The following is a 16364-nucleotide window of genomic DNA, read 5'->3' on the forward strand; positions in this document are numbered from 1 at the left end:
GAACACTTGACGGTCCCGGCCACCAGCAATTCGTCCGGCACACCCGCATGCCCCTCGCGAGTAGGAGTACGCCCATGCCCGACCTGCCTGCACTCTCCCGACGCCGCTTCCTCGGAGCGACAGGCGCGATCGGAGTCACCGGTCTGTTCGGGGCCGGCACGACGGGCACCGCAATGGCGGCGGACGGCAATCGCGTCGTACCCGTCAACTGGCGCAAGCTGGGCTCCTATTCAGGGGCGGACGCCGCCGGAACCCGGGTGACGGCCATCCTCGCCGGGAGCGCGCGCTATCTGATCGGGCCCTGGTACGCCGCCACCTACACCTACTACCTTCCCGACGGGTACATCGACCTCAGGGGAACCGACGAGCGGGCCATCCGGCTGCCCGCCATGGCCGCGGTCGCCGCCACCACCGCCCTGGTCACGAACACGTACGACCCGAGGACGCTCTCGGCCGCGAACGCCACCATCCGGACCCACAATCTGATCCGCACCCTCGCCGCCCGGCACCGGGCCAACAACACGGACACCGCGACCCGTTGGGGCGGCGGCTGGCAGAGTGCCCTGTGGGCGTACTACACGGCGCTGGCAGGCTGGCTGTTCTGGGACCAACTGGACGCCACCGAGCGCGGTCAACTCGTCGCCATGCTGGTCTGGGAAGCGGACCGGCTCACCACCGGCGACGGCGTCCACCTCATCGGCACCGGCGGTGATCAGCTCTACATGACCCGCCGCGACGGCACCGTCGTCACCCCCGGGGACAGCAAGGCGGAAGAGGACAACTGGAGCGCCGCCGCGCTCTCCCTGGCCGCCGCGATGATGCCCGGCCACCCCAACGGCGCCCGCTGGAGGCGCCGTAACGTCGAACTCCTGCTGGCCGCCGCGGCCAGACCGGCCGACCTCACCAACAGGGCACGCGTCAACGGCATCCGGCTGTCCTCCTGGCTCCGGGGGACGAACATCGCCGACGACGGCACCCTTCAGAACCACGCACGGCTGCACCCGCTGTACATGGTGGCCTTCGACCAGAGCCTGTACCAGGGCTTCGTCTTCGGCCTGGCGAACCGGCCCGCGCCGCGGGCCGCGCTGCACAACATCAACCTGACGTACTCCGCGCTGGTGGACATCCCCTTCCCACTGCCCGAGGGAGGCACCAGCCCGATCTACCGCGCGGACTCGGCGGAGATTCACTACCCCGAGGGCAACGACTGGGGCACGCACTTCCCCTTCTACTTCGGCAACTTCGACCTTCTGGTCTCCCTCACCGGACAGGACCGAGGCATCACCCCGCCCGCCGCCGAGTGGGAGCGCCTGCACAACGACGCCCAGCTCTCCCTCATGTCCCGCTTCACCGACGGCCGCACCTACGACGCCGCCGGCGAGAACACCTACTACGGCCGCGAACACCGCATCGGCGCGATGGCGGGCCAGACGTACCTCACACTGTTCCTGGCCCGCAACTCCACGGGCAACCGACTGCGCTGGGCCTGAGACCCCCGGGCGCCCTGCGGCACCGGCGTCGCCTCAACTGCCGGCGAGCGGCGATGCGATGTGGCCGGAGCTGACAACGGCACGGACGTGTCGCCGGTCGACCAGATGGGAGATGTCCGCGAGGGGGTCGGCGTCCAGCAGGAGGGCGTCGGCGACGCTTCCCACGGTGACGGTTCCCCTCGTGGGAAACTGACCGATCTTCTCCGCCGCCCGGCCGGTGGCGGCGGAGATGATGGCGGAGTTCGGCACGCCGGCCTTCGCGAACAACTGGAGCTCACGCAGCAGTGCGCGGGGGGGTGTGGGCATGACCCTCGCGATGTCACTGCCCGCGACGAGTTCGACGCCGGCTTCCTGGAAGATCGGCAGCGTACGCATCGCGTAGTCGAACCGGATCCGGCACTCGTCCTCGGGGTGCTTGGGAAACGGTTGACCGTAGGTGGGACGTGCGGCGATCTCCTTGGCCTCGTCCGGGGTGAGAATGCCGTCGGTGTCGAGCCGGTCCAGGTAGTCGGGGTACGCCCCGAAGGCCAGTTGCTCCCAGGTGGCGATCGTCGGGCAGTAGAGCGTTCCCGCTTCGGCCATGACGGCGGCGAGTTGCTCGGCTTCGCCCAGGTCGCGGGGGTCCCGTGGAATCGGGGAGTGCTCGATGCAGTCGGCGCCCGCCTGGACCGCCTCCCGCAGGTCCGTGCCCGTCGCGATATGTACAAGGACCTTCTTGCCCGCCTTGTGTGCGGCGGCGATGATCACCTCAAGCGCTTCCGGCGGCAGTCGGCGGCCACCTCCGGACTTGCCGTCGAACATGCACTTGACGTAGTCGACCTCACTGAGCCGCAGTCCCCGAAGGTGGCGGCGCGCGTCGTCGGCACTGCCTACCTCCATCACCCCCGAACGATCACCCACGAGGCCGGTCACAGGCCAGCCGTCGATACCGGTGAACGCCACTTCGGTGGTGAACAGCGACGCCATGGTGCCGTCCGCCTTGCTCACGTCGCGCAACTCGGGGCTCAGTTCCGGCATACCCCCCAGGTCGCACACCGACGTGACGCCCTCCGCGAGATACCCCGCGAGCACGTCCCGCAAGTGGGCGAACCGCTCAGGCCGGGGGAGCGACGCGCCGTAGTCCCGCAGGTGGGTGTGGCCTTCCCACAGGCCAGGCAGGAGATAGCCGCCACGGCCGTCCAGCACCGGCTCCCCGGCCGGCGCCGGCGAACTCCCGGTGCTCGACGGGCGGATGTCCGTGAACCGTCCGTCCGCGATGCGGACATCCATCCCGGCCCGCGGAGCACTGCCGGTGCCGTCGATGACGGTCACGTTCCGAATGATCATCCGCATCTCCTTAAGACAGCCCAATTACATAGGCACCTATGCATCCATCATACATAGGTGCCTATACAATGCGCACGTGATGCTTCCAACTCCGAGTTCGCCGGCCGCTTCCCTGGTCAACACCGCCGCCCGCGTGCTGGCCCGGCTCAACGACCGCCGACTGCGACCGCTCGGGCTGAGCTTCGGACAGATGCCGGTACTGGCCGCCCTGGCAACGGGAGGCCCGCTCCCCCAGAAGGAGCTGGTCCGACTGGCCCGGATCGAACAGCCGTCCATGGCGCAACTGCTGGCACGCATGGAGCGCGACGGACTGGTCGAACGCGCACCCGATCCCGACGACCGGCGCGTAAGCCTGATCTCATTGACCGACGACGGCATGGCGAAGCTGCCCCAGGCCCGTTCGGCACTCCTGGACACCAACGACCGGGCACTCGACGGCTTCAGCTCCCAGGAGATCGAGACCTTGCACGGTCTGCTGCGCAGATATCTCGCGAATCTCGACAAGGAACTCGCCGATCAGCAATGACCCACCGGCACGCCGGCCCCGCCACCGGCGCACCACACGGCCGCCGACGCGGAGTGGCCGGTCGTACGGGCCACGGCGCGCCCCAGCGCCGTACGCCGCCACTCGTCAACGCGTGTCCACGGTCGGCGCGAACGTCACCCCACCGCGGGGAGCAGGTTGAGTACGGGCGCCCCGAGGTCGGTGAGCTGGTGCAACTGATTCAGGTCTCTGAGGTGACTCAGGCCGGCCAACTGGTGCTTCACCTTGGGAAGTTCGGCGTGGTGCTCCGCCGGAATGCCGGTCGTGGCGACGGCGTCGAGTTCGCTGACCGGGTTCACCGGAGTGATGAGCCCGCCGGACTCGGGCCCGGATCCGGCGGCGTTCGCCGCCGAGACGGCGAAGGACGAAAGGACAGCGGCCGCACCGAGAACGGTGGTGATTCTGCGCATTGAGGTCATGCTTTGACAAACGACGTGAGGCGTAAACGGACACGTGGCCGCGTCCGGGCGCGCCGACGGCGGCCGTCCGCGCCCACCCGTTCCCACTGGCTCCCCCCTGTGCGCCCTGGACGAACCGCGCGGCCCCCAGGAGAATCGTCACTCGATGCCCCCCACCACCGCATCGACCGCAAGTGCCCGGCCGCCCTACGTACGATCCGTACGCAACACCACGTCCCTCGGTCGTCGCCAAGGTCGTCACCGAGGTCGTCACCGGCACCCGTCCGCGCGACCGTCCGGCCCGCCCACGCCGAGTTGGAGTCTTTGACCGCTCACTCGGCGATACGCGGCGGTCGGGCCTCTTCACCGGCTGACACACCCCCCACGTTCGGGAGACCTCGATGACCAACGAACCGTCCGCGCGGCACACCCTTCCGTCGTCCGAGATCGTGGACGGCGCGGCCGTCGACGGGAACATCCACGTCGGCTACTGGGACAGCGCCGCGGACGACCGCTCGCTCGACCAGGCCACCGACCGGCTCACCGAACTCGTGGCGGGACAACTGGCCGCCGCACCCGGCCGGCGCCTGTTGGACGTCGGCTGCGGAACCGGACGGCCCGCCCTGCGCATCGCCCGGACCACCGGCGCCCAGGTGTCGGGAATCTCCGTCAGCGACCAGGATCTCGACCTCGCCCGGACCCGGGCGGACGCCACCGCGCTCGCCGACCGCGTGGACTTCCGGTACGCGGACGCCTGCGCGCTGCCCTTCGAAGACGCGTCCTTCGACGGTGCCTGGGCGATCGAGTCCATGATGCACATCAGCGACCGGACCGCCGCCCTCACCGAGATCGCCCGGACCTTGCGACCCGGTAGCCCGCTGGTCATCACCGATGTGCTGCTCCGGTCGCCGGTGAGCGGGGACACCGCGGATCTGGTCCGCCAGACATGCCGGGCGTTCGGGTCCCCCGCGCTGCCCGAACCGGCGGAGCTTCGTACGGCCCTGGACCGCGCCGGTCTGGAAGTGGTGGAGTTCAACGACATCGGAGAGCACGTCCGGCGCACCTATCAGGCGTTCGCCGATGCCTTCGGCGATGTCGCGCCCCCCGCCGACGACCGCCACCATGAGTTCTTCAACTTCACCCGCTCCCTTCCCCGGTTCGGTGCGCTCCCACAGATCGGCTATGTCTTCGTGGTCGCCCGACGCCCGTGAGGACCGAGATGACCGAGACGACCGAACCCCGACCGGTGGTGGGCGCGCTGATCCGCGACCCGCACGACCGGATCTTCGTCCAGCGCCGCTCGGCCGGCCGACGCCTCTTCCCCGGGTGCTGGGACGTCGTCGGCGGAGCCGTGGAGGAAGGGGAATCGCTCCTGGACGCCCTCCGCAGGGAGATCGCGGAGGAGACCGGGTGGCGGCTGCGCCGCGTTCTTGCCCGGGTGGCACACGAGGAGTGGACGGCGAACGGGCTGCGGCACATCGAGTCTGACTATGTCGTCGAGGTGGACGGGGACCTCTCGTCGCCCCAACTCGAATGGGACAAACACACCGAGTTCGCGTGGGTGGCGGCCGAGGAGGTCTCGCTGCTCGACGAGAACGCGCTGCGCGGCGGGAGCACCTTCATCAAGGACGTGGTGGCTGCGGCACATGTCTGGCTCGCCGATGCGTCCGGGACGAGCCGCAGGGCGCGCTGAACCCCCGGCGGGCAGCGCGTTCGCTGTCCGCCGGGGCCGGGTGTCAGCTCGGGCGACGTCTTCGACCGGGCGGCGGGCGCATCACCGTCGCGGGGTGATGAAGGAGTCGTTCACGACGTATCCGTCCAGCCCGTGGAGTTCGCCGTACGCGATCAGGTCGCTGGTGCGGTTGATGAACCCGCGCCCCGAATAGTTGAGCGAGGTGTTGCAGAGAACGCTGAATCCGGTCAACTCGCCGAAGGTGGTCAGCAGATCGGCCATTTCCGGATTCGCCGTCGGGTCGACGGTCTGGGTGCGAGCCGTTCCGTCGACATGCGTCACCGCCCGCAGTTCGCCGGACTCGACCTGGCTGAAATACAGCATGTAGGGATCGGGGACCCCGCCACCGAACCAGCGGCCCGCGTCCTGTTCCAGACAGATCGGGGCGATGGGGCGGTAACTCTCGCGCTGCTTGATCTTGTTGAGCCTGACCGTCGTCTCCTCGGTGAAGGGAGCGGCCAGGATCGACCGGTTCCCGAGCGCGCGGGGGCCGATTTCCCAGCGGCCCCGCGCCCAGCCGATGATGTTCCCGTCGCGGAGGTAGCGGGCGACCTCGGCGTGGCTCACCGGGCGGGTGTCGTAGCGCCGCGGGTCGAATTCCATGTCCTCGACGAATTCGCCACCCGCGTAGACGTCCCAGTCCAGGTCGGCCGAGCCGGTGTAGAAGTGCTGGGCGTCGATGGCGGTCCCGATCGCGGAGCCGCTGTCGTTGGGGCACGGCGGGACGAAGACCGCGGGAAAGAGTCCGCACTCGCGCCAGCGGCGATTCCACTCGCAGTTGAGTCCGCAGCCTCCTGAGATGAGCAGCGGGAGTCCTTCTGTCAAATGCTCCCTGGCGTATGCGTGGAACTGGTCGAAGACGGCGTTCGACAGGCGCGCGGCGAGGTTTTTGTACGCGTCCGACTCCACGCCGATGTTGTGGAACGGGGAATCGGTCATCCGGTCTTTCAGGCTGCCGGTGATGACCGTCTTCTGACCGAGGACGAAGTCGATCACTTCCTGTTCCGCCCGGGTCGCCGATCGATTCTCGGCGAATCCGGCCAAGGCCATCTGCTTGCCCGCGTCCTGGAAACGGACGAATTCCTCGTGCGGACTGAATTTGGGGTCTGCGAGCGCGAAGCCGTACGAATACTTGTTGCCCGGGTGGTTCAGCACCTCCTTGAGATGGGTCACCTTCCCGTGCTCGTCGATGCGGTAGAACGAGCCGATGTTCCCTTCCCAGACCAGGCTGTAGAAGGGCTGGTCCCGGCGGAGTGCCGACATTCCGTAGGACGTCATGATGTGGGAGCGCTCATGTGTGGAGGAGAAGACGCGCACGGTCTTCCCGAAGAACCGGCCGACCTCGTCCGAGATCGCGGATTCCCCCACCCCGAAGTACCCGCTGCGCGAGGGTTGGTCGGTGGCCTGGGTCCCCTTGATCCAGCCGCTCATGGCGACGACGTCCGGCTGTTTGTCCAGCCGGTCCGCCGCTACGGCGAACACCTCTGCGGTCATGCCGCTGTAGCGGGTGAACGAGTCCTTCTCCGCTTCCAGGGAGAAGAGCAGCTTGCCGTCCTCGACGGCTGCTACCGCGCCGTCATGGCCTTCCTTGAGGGAAAGAATCAGCATGATGGTCCGTTTCTCTGTGGATGTGCGACCTGACAGTTGGGCGCCGGGACCGAACGGCCGAGGGGGCGTACCGACCGGGCGATGTCATCGCGGGCACGGGACGCGCACCGGGCTCATGCCGGGTGTCCGAGGTCTTCGGTCCCGTGGTCAAGGGCGGCGCCGGGCGGGGCCGAGAGGGCCTTCAGGGCGAGTTGATGCAACCGTGGGTTTGCGGACAGGGCGCCGGTGCCGCCCTGGGGCGAGGCGCCCAGGAGATCGGTACAGACACCGCCGGCTTCCGCCAGGAGGATCTGTACAGCGGTGATGTCCCAGGGGTTCACGACCGGTTCGGCCGCGATGTCGAGCGTCCCTTCGGCGACCATGCAGTGCTGGAGGAAGTCTCCGAAGGCACGGTCCTCCCAGCACGCCTCCGCCAGGCGCAGATATGCCTCACGCGAGTGGAAGATGTCCCACGTACGTGTACTGGTGGTGGACAGATAGGCGTTGGCGAGGCGGGAGTTGGCGGAGACCCGCAGGGGCAGGGGGGCGCTGTCGGCCGGCCCGCGCCGCAGCCAGGCGCCCCGTCCGGCCGCCGCCCACCAGCGGCTGTGCAGGGCGGGGGCACTGATCACACCGACGGTGGGCCGGCCGTCCTCCAGCAGGGCGATGAGTGTGGCCCAGACCGGTACCCCGCGCAGGAAGTTCTTGGTGCCGTCGATGGGGTCGACCATCCAGGTGCGCCCGGCCGTCACGGAGCCGCCGGTCTCCTCCCCGGCGAAGGCGTCGGCCGGGCGGGCGGACCTCAGTGCCTCGCGTACGGCCGTTTCGACGGCGGTATCCGCGTCCGTCACGGGCGTACGGTCCGGCTTCTCCCGGATCCGCAGGTCGCGGGCTCGGAAGCGACGGCTGGTGATGCGGTCGGCGATATCGCCGAGTTCCAGGGCCAGTTCGAGATCGTCCTGTGGTGACATGGAGCGCCTCACTGCTCACAGAGTGGATTTCGGGGCCGCCGGATCACTTCGCGCGCAGTTCGAGCACGTGGTACTCCATGACCCGTACTTCCTCGATCCGGCGCACACGGTGCAGCAGTTCGGCCCGCATGCCGGCTTCCTCGGCGAGGGCGTCGAGCCGTTCGCGGTCCCCGAGGTCGGCTGTGCCCAGCAGCAGCCGGCCGCCGTCGGACAGATGCTTGTGGGCGCCGGCGAGGTAGCGGGCCTGGCCCTGGTAGCCGGGGTCGAAGACGGCGGAGTGCAGATCGGTGGAGAGTGAGAAGCCGTCCTCGACGTAGGTCCAGGGCACGTTCCAGAAGATGGTGTCGAAGCGGTCCGTGGGCTCGAGCGCCGTGTACATGTCGCTGTGGAGGACCCGTACCCGGTCGCCCACACCGTGCCGCTCGGCGTTGGCAACCGTGTTGGCCACCGCCTTCTCGTTGATGTCCAGCGCGGTGACGTGGGCACAGCCGTTGAGCGCGGCGGTCACGGAGATGACGCCCGTACCGCAGCCGACCTCCAGGAACGAGCCGCCCTCGGGATAGGGCACGGTCGAGGCCATCACCTCGGTGGCGGCGCTCAGGGTGCTGGGGAAGACGCCTCGGTGCAGGCTCCATTCGCGCCCCAGCAGGGTGAACGAGTCCGGCAGGTCGTCACCGACGAGGGCGTGCTGAAGGACCTGGGCCACGGCCTCGGGGGACTCCTTGAACGTCATGGTCTCTCCCTCTTCGGTGGTGCGGGTCATCGGGACCGCTCGGCCGCGTACCGCACGAGCGCTTCGCGGTGACGACCGATCTTGCGGAAGGCTTCGGCGTACTGGTCGATGAGCTTCATGTCCTCGGGCCAGTTGGTGAAGGTGGGCAGGGACAGCGCGTGCCGCTCCACGTGCTCGGCATGCTTGGCGTGCTCTACATGCTCGGCCCGGGAGCCGGTCCCCGGTGCGCTGCCCTTCTTCGGCGTTCCGGGGAAGAGGGGGTTCTCCGGGCGGGCGTAGAGCGGCAGGGTCGACAGCCGGGGGCCGGAGGGGGCGCCCACTTCCATGCCTTCGGCCCGCAGCGCCTCGATGAGTACGGAGCGGGGGACGCCGCCCAGCGCCTCGGGCCGGTAGAGCGGTTTGTAGCCGTACCAGGCCCCCATGTCGACGTGGTCGGCCACGTGTACCGGCTCCAGGTAGGCCACGTCGGCGAGTTGTTCGCCGAAGTGGCGCAGACAGCGGTGCCGGGCCTCCTTGCGTGCCGGGAACGCCGCGAGCGCGTGCCGGGCGACGATGGCGTTGAAGGGCGACATGCGCAGCTTGAGCCCGAAGCCGGTGACCCAGTGCGCACGCAGCTCCTCGTCGATGACGGTGTCCCGGGAGCGGTCCCGGTAGTGGCCGAGGAGTGTGGCGCGGTCGTGCACCTGGGTGTCGCTCGTGACGAGGATGCCGCCCTCCCCCGCGTAAACGGCCTTGTTGGCCTGGAGGGAGAAGACCGCGACGTCGCCGAAGGTGCCGACGGGCCTGCCCTTGTAGTGGCTGCCGTGAGCGTGGGAGCAGTCCTCCAGGACGCGCAGCCCGTGTCGCTCGGCGATCCGCAGGATCGCGTCCATGTCGCAGGGGTGGCCCCACTGGTGGACGACCGTGATGACCTTGGTGTTCTCGGTGAGCGCTTCTTGAAGGGCTTTGGGGTCCAGACCGCGGGTGTCGGGGTCGATGTCGGCCAGGACCACGTCACCGCGCAGCGCGAAGACGGGACTCAGCGCCGCGTGGTAGGTGAGTGCCGGTCCCACGACGTCGACGCCTTCGCGCACACCGAGCGCGAAGTAGGCGGCGAGGAGGGCGCTGGTACCGGAGTTGAAGGTGACCGCGAAGCGGGCCCCGTCGTTCAGGAAGGCGAGGAAGTCGGCCTCGAGCCGGCCGATGGGACCGCTGTTGCCCTTGATGGAGATGTCGGTGTTCCGCTGCTCGGCCAGCTCGGCCAGCTCCGCCTCGTCGGCGGGAGGCGGCCAGACCTCGTGCGGCAGTGGCTGTTCGATGGTGGGTACGCCTCCGAGGAGGGCGAGTTGGTCGGCGGTGGTCATAGGTCCTCCCTGCTTTCGCGGGTGGGCTTGGGCCGTTACGTGTGGAGCTGGTCAGGCGCAGCGGTCGGCGAGCTCGTTCCGCTCACGCAACCGGTCCCGGTAGATCCCGTCGATCGTGCGTACGGCGACGAGTTGACGCTGGAGGTGGCCCTGCCGGTAGTAGCGGTCGTCCAGGTGCCCCAGATGGTGGGCGATCATGGAACGCACGGCGTCGATCTTGGGGCCGTCCCAGGTGTAGCGCTCCAACGGCAGCCCGCCGACGGAGTGCAGCACGGCGACCCCGGGGGCGACGTTCAACGCGCCCTGCGTACCGAGCACGCAGAGGTGTTCGGTCTTCTCGTAGTTGTGGCGTGAGATACGCAGCGAGCCCGCCAGCCCCGTCGAGGGGTAGCTGCACATGAGGCTGACGAGATCCTCCAGTCGGCGGTCCCGCATCTCCTGGTAGTGGTGCACGAAGGCGGAGTGCACCCGAGGGTGTTCGGGGAACATTCCGCTCAGTACGTCGATGAGGTGGTAGCCCATGTCGAGGAGCACACCGCCCATCGCCCGCTCCGTGGAGGCGCGCCAACCCGTCGTCGGATGGGCCAGGTTGAAGTGGTAGTCGTACGAGAACCAGTAGGGCTCCCCGATGCGCGCGAGGTTGTCCCGGGCGAACTGGAACACGGGGTTGAAGTTCCGTTGCAGCAGCGTGAAGACGCTGCGGTCGGCCCGTTGCGCCAGGTGTATCAGTTGCCGGGCCTCCTGCTCGGTGACGGCGAAGGGCTTCTCCTTGATGACGTGCCTGCCGTGCGCCAGGAGTTTCGTACAGACCGGGAAGTGCTCACTGTGCGGCACGGTGACCACCGCGGCGTCGAAGTCGACTTTTTCCAGTGCCTCACCGAGTGCGTCGTAATGCGGGAATCCCCACTCGTCGGCGAGTGATGACGCGGCCGGGGCGGGGTCGACGCCGCCGACGATATCCGCACTCTCCCGCACGATCGGCAGGTACTCCTTTCCTTGATGTCCGGCAAACCCGACCATCAATACTCGCGGTCGCGGACGCACGTTCTTCAGCCTCTCGCCGGGCATGCAGAATTTCCCCTCGCGGAATATCAATTGAGGATGACGCGGGCAGCCGGGAAAGGCTGGTGGAGGGTCGGCGCATCGGTGTCATGCGTGATCGGCCCGCCGAACGTGCACGCGACGGTGGGGGGGCGACTGTCGTGCCCGTTCCGGACCGGGCGCAGACACGGCCCGGACGGCGTCCCCATCACATCGGCACGGGCGCCGATATTCGACCGGTTGAACACGGCCTGGAAAACGCGCCGTTGACGCCGGCGCCCCGTACCGTCGATCGTGCCCGCACCCGGCCTCCGGTCTCGCAGCGACGGGATGCGGAGGCGCGCACTCGCCGGGTCGGACCCGGTGCATCGTCTACGGTGGGCGAAGTCATGGTGCGCTCTCCTCCTCACAGGCGGTGTTATCGGTCGGACGGCGTCCGAACCGCTCGGCCCAGCGGTCGTCGGCGAATACCTCCGACCATGCCCTGCCATGAAGAAATAGAATCCGGATACCATCAGGAAACGGGTATTCGAATGCGTGCAGGCTCGATGCGTGTGCGAATTGCCGGGGATTATTCATGTACTGTGCCGCTTGCCGGTCACGGTCTGTGACTTATCCAGGATGCGCCGCCCGTCGCTCGCGGTGAATGCTTGCCCGTCCAGATAAGTTGCGCGAGAGTCTTTTCATGGGTGCACCGCCATATCTGGGATCGACCAATCCTGACCCGCTCACCCACACCCTCAACGTCACCAGTGCGCGCTGCGTACTCGCTCGCGGTCTCACCGCCGGGGGAAGCTGGGCCCTGCGGTTTCCGGCCCCCGGCAGGCTCAAGCTCCACGCCGTACTGCGCGGCGTCAACTGGCTGACAGTCGAGGGCGACGAGCGACCCGTGTTCCTGGAGTCGGGGGATGTGGTGGCCTTCAACGGAGGTCTGCCCTTCGTCATGGCCGCCGATCCGTCCATGCCCCCGCAGGACGCGCGGGCCCTGCTCGGGACGTCCCCCCACCTCTTCGCCCACGCCGGGGACGAGGGCATCACCGACGTCGTATCGATCGGAGCCCATTTCGAAGTCAACACCGCGGGCGCGGACTTGTTACTTCAGGTGCTGCCCCCGGTGATACATCTGCCCCGGGACGGCGAGGAGGCGCCGACGCTGTGCTGGCTCCTCGAACAGGTGCTGCGCGAGATGAGCGCCGACCGGCCCGGCAGCAACAACATGGCCGAGCACCTCTCCCACCTGGTCTTCGCCCACGTACTGCGCGCCTGTCTCGCCCGGAGCGAGTCCTACCCCGCCGGGTGGCTGCGCGCCCTCGCCGACGAACGCATCGCCCCGGCCCTGCACTTGATGCACACCGATCCCGCCCGGCCCTGGCAGCTCTCCGAACTCGCCCAGGCGGCGGCCATGTCCCGCAGCGCCTTCGCCGGAGTCTTCACCGCCGTGGCGGGAGTGCCACCGCTCACCTACCTCTACCAATGGCGCATACGCCTGGCCGAACGGACCCTGCTCCGTGAGGACACATCGGTGTCGGAGCTGGCACTCTCCCTCGGCTACGCCTCCGAGAGCGCCTTCAGCCACGCCTTCAAACGGGCAACCGGGTTCGCCCCCAAACGCTTCCGCGACGCCGCCCGCGTGCCACGGGACCGCGACGAAGCCGAACGAGGGGTGGCCGTCGCCTTCAAAGGCGCGGCCCCGTCCGGCGGGGACCACTCCGCCGGCGGGTGAGACATGTTCTTCCGATCCCGCGAACGACCCGTCGACCACTGCTTGTGCTGCCAGACCTGGTTCATCCCGGCAGGGCGGCGCTGACGGACCGGTGCCGCGGACCGGTGCCGCGGACCGGTGCCGCGGATCAGTGCTCGGAGACCGGCGCCGCGGATCAGTGCTCGGAGACCGGCGCCGGCAGAGCGGTCCGGACGGCTGAGGGTTTCAGCCGCCCGGACCGGGCCAGGTTCTCAAGCGGTGATGCTCTGCGGGTGTCCGAAGAAGTTCGTCGGATCGTAGTCGCGCTTCACCTCGACCAGCCGGGCGTAGTTCTCGCCGTGGTACGCCTGCTGCCAGTCGTCCACATCGGGGTTCGGGAAGTTGAGATACGTCCCCCCGGTGGACACCGGGTCGATCACGTCGAACGCCCTGGCCGGCCACACGTGCGCGGCCTCCTCCTCTTCGGGCTCGGGAGACGGTACGAACAGGAGGGTGGCACAGGCCACGAAGAATTCCGCGTCACGGTGGACGTACGCGGTGTCGGTACGCCCCACTTCGTTGGCCGCGCCGCCGAGCGCCATGAGGTAGAGGTTGCGTCCCTCTCCCTCTCTGAGGTCGGCGCTGAAAGCGTCCAGCAGTTCCTTGGCCGCCGTGACACCCGTCGGGCGTCCCAGCAGCCGGGTCCGCTCATGCATGAACGGCTGGCGTGGCAGGACCGCTTCGGGGTTCGTGCCCTCCCGGTGGCACTCGCGCACGGTGATGGTCTCGCAGCCGTAGACGTGCTTCATCGCCTCGTCATAAGGGAGTTCGACCGCGGTCCGGACCAGCGGGGTGGCGCCGGTGGCCGCGGCCAGCTCGTTCAGGGCCGTCTCGATGTCGGCCGGGGAGCCGTGGTGAACGCCGTTGATCTGCACCATCGGCTCGTCCTCCGAGGCACCGTCGAGAAGCAGGATGCTGAGGACGGATCCGAGATCGGCCGACCCGCGTGAGCACCATTCCTGCCACTCGGTCACCACTTCGAGGGCCTTCGCCCAGGGCCACATGGTGTTGTAGTAGACGATGGTGGGCGCGTCGACCGGGGTGACCTCGAACTCGACCACGATGCCGAAGACACCGCCACCGCCACCGCGTATCGCCCAGTAGAGATCGGGGTGTTCGGTCGCGGAGGCCCGCACTTCGCGGCCGTCCGCGAGCACCAGGCGCGCGGAGACCAGATGGTCGCTGCCGATGCCGAACTTCCGTGTCTGGAGGCCGATTCCGCCCCCGGAGAGGAATCCGCCCGCGCACACCGTCGGGCAGGTACCGGTGATGATCTGCTTGCCGTGCGTGGCCAGTTCGGTCAGCGCGTCGATCGACTGCGCACCCGGTCCGATGTGGATCGTCGAGTCACCGACGCGTAACTGGTTCAGGCGGGACACATCGATGATGACGCCCTCCCCGGTGGACCAGCCGGCCAGGTTGTGGCCGCCGCTGCGGGGGCGTACGGGCAGGTGGTGCTCACGGGCGAACCGGACGGTGGCGCTCACGTCGTCGGCCGACTCGCAGTAGACGATCGCCTTCGGGGACAGCGAGTCGAAGTATTCGAGAATCCCCTGCTTGGCGAAGGCGTACCCGGAGTCGGAGGGCAGCACGACGGTCCCCTGGACCAGATCGATCAGCTCGTCCCAGTCGACCGCCTCACCCGCGCCGTCCCCTGCGGTCACAGGGTCTCCATTGCGAAGACGGGACTCTTGGTTCACAACACTCCTCCAGGCTTTTCCACTGAACTGGCAAAGAACACAGACACAGACACGGGCACCTGCGGAACCGCGCGGGCGATGGTACCGGTGGCGGGGGGGTTGGCCACCGGTACCACCACGCGCGGCGGTGATCAGCTCGCGTTGTTGCCGGCGACGTCGCGCTCGAGCGCGCCCGTCCCGTCGTCCGGCCGGGGGGCCGGTGCGACCGGCTTCCGCAGCACGATCACCGCGACCACCAGACCAGCGGCGACGATGCCGGAGGCCACGCCGAAGGCCAGGTGGTAGCCGGATACCAGGGACGCCGCGGTGTCCTGGCCGTCCTCGGCGGCGTTACGCGTCCCGGACGCCGCCAGTGTCGCCAGCACGGCCAGGCCGAGTGCGCCACCTACCTGCTGCATCGTGTTGTTGATGCCGGAGGCCAGTCCTGAGTCCTCCGGCCGGGCCCCGGACATGGCGAGCTGGACGAGAGCCGGGAAGGCGAGACCGCCGCCGGTACCCAGCAGGAGCAGCGCCGGCAGTACGTCGATCACGTACTGGCCGTCCACCGGGGCACGGCCGAGCAGCGCGAGACCCACCGCGATGCTGGCCAGGCTGGGAATCAGCACCGCCTTCATGCCGAACCGCATGTTGAGCCGCGGGGAGACGATGAGCGAGAAGAGGCCGATCGCGACAGCCACCGGCAGGAAGGCCAGGCCGATTTTCACCGGGTTGTACCCGAGGACGTACTGGAGGTAGAGCGACCCCAGGAACAGATAGCCGAACATTCCCGCCATCATCATGCCGAGCACCAGGTTCGCGCCCGTCAGGTTCGGAGTCTTGAGGATCGACAGGGGCAGAATCGGCGTCTTCGCCGTCGCCTGCCGCCATACGAACGCCCCCAGCAGCACCAGGGTCGCGGCGCCCAGGCCGAGCGTGTGGGTGGAGAGCCAGCCGTAGTGCTCCACCTTGAGGATCGTGTAGACACCGAGCATCAGACTGGCGGTGACCAGGAGCGCTCCCAGCACGTCCGCGCCCCGGCTCAGCCCGGCGCCGGATTCCTTGTCAAGGACCCTCATGCCCACCACGGCCACCAGGAGGCCGACCGGGATGTTCACGTAGAAGATCCAGTTCCAACTGATGGCCTCGGTCAGCACGCCGCCCGCGAGCAGCCCGATCGAGGCGCCACCGGAGCCCACGAAGCTGTAGACACCGATCGCCTTGGCCTGTTCGGCGGGTTCCGGGAAGAGGGTCACCACCATGCCCAGCAGCACGGCGGAGGTGATCGCGCCGCCCGCGCCCTGGACGAAGCGGGCCGCGATCAGCATGCCCTCGCTGTTGGCCGCGCCGCACCACACGGACGCGGCGGTGAACACGAACACCCCGCTCAGGAAGATTGTCTTACGGCCGAGCAGGTCGCCCAGGCGTCCGGCCAGCAGCAGCAGACCACCGAAGGCGATCAGATACGCGTTGACCACCCAGGCCAGGTTGGCGGCCGAGAAGTGCAGATCTTTCTGGATGGACGGGAGCGCCACATTGACGATCGTCTGGTCGAGAATGATCATCAGGAAGCCGGTGCACAGCACCATGAGCGCTACCCACCGATTCTTCACGGGACCAGTCGTGGCAGGCGTGGACATGGTTTGCCTCCGGTGGAAATCGTTGATTCTGCTCCAGGTTTTCGGTCCTTTCCGGCGGGCACAAGAAGGAACATTTCTGTCTCACGGAAACATTTTTGTACCCGCCCAGGTCAGAGCGTCGGGGTCGCGGAAATTAGTGGCG

The 16364-nt window shown here is 68.3% G+C and carries 14 protein-coding genes; 5 read left to right on the forward strand and 9 right to left on the reverse strand.

From position 1 onward, the window contains the following. Positions 1–74: 74 nt before the first annotated feature. The gene (locus OG329_RS08385; RefSeq protein WP_405793785.1) at positions 75–1490 is read left to right on the forward strand and encodes a twin-arginine translocation signal domain-containing protein; all 1416 of its coding nucleotides are present in this window, start codon (positions 75–77) and stop codon (positions 1488–1490) included. Positions 1491–1523: 33 nt separating this feature from the next. Here the strand turns inward: OG329_RS08385 and OG329_RS08390 are convergent, their stop codons facing one another. After that, positions 1524–2816: an amidohydrolase family protein gene (locus OG329_RS08390; protein ID WP_405793786.1), complete on the reverse strand. Its 1293-nt coding sequence runs from the start codon at positions 2814–2816 to the stop codon at positions 1524–1526. 79 nt (positions 2817–2895) lie between these two features. Between OG329_RS08390 and OG329_RS08395 the strand changes: the two genes are divergently transcribed. Continuing rightward, on the forward strand, positions 2896–3342 hold the full coding sequence (locus OG329_RS08395) for a MarR family winged helix-turn-helix transcriptional regulator (RefSeq protein ID WP_405801710.1): 447 nt from the start codon (positions 2896–2898) through the stop codon (positions 3340–3342). A 134-nt stretch (positions 3343–3476) separates the two neighbouring features. Here the strand turns inward: OG329_RS08395 and OG329_RS08400 are convergent, their stop codons facing one another. Then, a complete protein-coding gene (locus OG329_RS08400; RefSeq protein WP_405793788.1) occupies positions 3477–3770 on the reverse strand; it encodes a hypothetical protein in 294 nt (97 codons plus the stop codon). Between the two features lie 389 nt (positions 3771–4159). On the opposite strand from OG329_RS08400, the gene OG329_RS08405 reads away from it, so the two are divergent. Then, a complete protein-coding gene (locus OG329_RS08405; protein ID WP_405793789.1) occupies positions 4160–4969 on the forward strand; it encodes a methyltransferase domain-containing protein in 810 nt (269 codons plus the stop codon). An 8-nt stretch (positions 4970–4977) separates the two neighbouring features. Further along, positions 4978–5451, forward strand: a complete 474-nt coding sequence (locus tag OG329_RS08410) for an NUDIX hydrolase (protein ID WP_405793791.1) — start codon at positions 4978–4980, stop codon at positions 5449–5451. A gap of 81 nt (positions 5452–5532) precedes the next feature. On the opposite strand, the gene OG329_RS08415 is transcribed toward OG329_RS08410, so the two are convergent. The 5 genes from OG329_RS08415 to OG329_RS08435 form a co-directional block, all read right to left on the reverse strand. After that, positions 5533–7098, reverse strand: coding sequence for a carbamoyltransferase C-terminal domain-containing protein (locus OG329_RS08415; RefSeq protein ID WP_405793793.1), 1566 nt, complete (start codon positions 7096–7098; stop codon positions 5533–5535). Positions 7099–7211: 113 nt separating this feature from the next. Then, on the reverse strand, positions 7212–8048 hold the full coding sequence (gene hisN, locus OG329_RS08420) for a histidinol-phosphatase (RefSeq protein ID WP_405793794.1): 837 nt from the start codon (positions 8046–8048) through the stop codon (positions 7212–7214). Between the two features lie 43 nt (positions 8049–8091). After that, complete coding sequence (locus OG329_RS08425) at positions 8092–8781, reverse strand: methyltransferase (protein ID WP_405793796.1); 690 nt, start codon at positions 8779–8781, stop codon at positions 8092–8094. Between the two features lie 26 nt (positions 8782–8807). After that, positions 8808–10124 (reverse strand): DegT/DnrJ/EryC1/StrS family aminotransferase, encoded by a 1317-nt coding sequence (locus tag OG329_RS08430; RefSeq protein WP_405793798.1) that lies wholly within the window; start codon positions 10122–10124, stop codon positions 8808–8810. A 51-nt stretch (positions 10125–10175) separates the two neighbouring features. Beyond that, positions 10176–11192: a Gfo/Idh/MocA family protein gene (locus OG329_RS08435; protein ID WP_405793800.1), complete on the reverse strand. Its 1017-nt coding sequence runs from the start codon at positions 11190–11192 to the stop codon at positions 10176–10178. A 658-nt stretch (positions 11193–11850) separates the two neighbouring features. Between OG329_RS08435 and OG329_RS08440 the strand changes: the two genes are divergently transcribed. Then, positions 11851–12888: an AraC family transcriptional regulator gene (locus OG329_RS08440; RefSeq protein WP_405793802.1), complete on the forward strand. Its 1038-nt coding sequence runs from the start codon at positions 11851–11853 to the stop codon at positions 12886–12888. 230 nt (positions 12889–13118) lie between these two features. Here OG329_RS08440 and OG329_RS08445 read toward each other — a convergent pair whose 3' ends face one another. Next, positions 13119–14570 (reverse strand): FAD-binding oxidoreductase, encoded by a 1452-nt coding sequence (locus OG329_RS08445; protein WP_405793803.1) that lies wholly within the window; start codon positions 14568–14570, stop codon positions 13119–13121. A 167-nt stretch (positions 14571–14737) separates the two neighbouring features. Further along, entirely contained in the window at positions 14738–16195 is a 1458-nt protein-coding gene (locus OG329_RS08450) for an MFS transporter (RefSeq protein WP_405793805.1), read from the reverse strand. Positions 16196–16364: the final 169 nt, after the last annotated feature.

The sequence above is a fragment of the Streptomyces sp. NBC_01506 genome (genome assembly GCF_045040295.1).
Classification (GTDB): Bacteria; Actinomycetota; Actinomycetes; order Streptomycetales; family Streptomycetaceae; genus Streptomyces.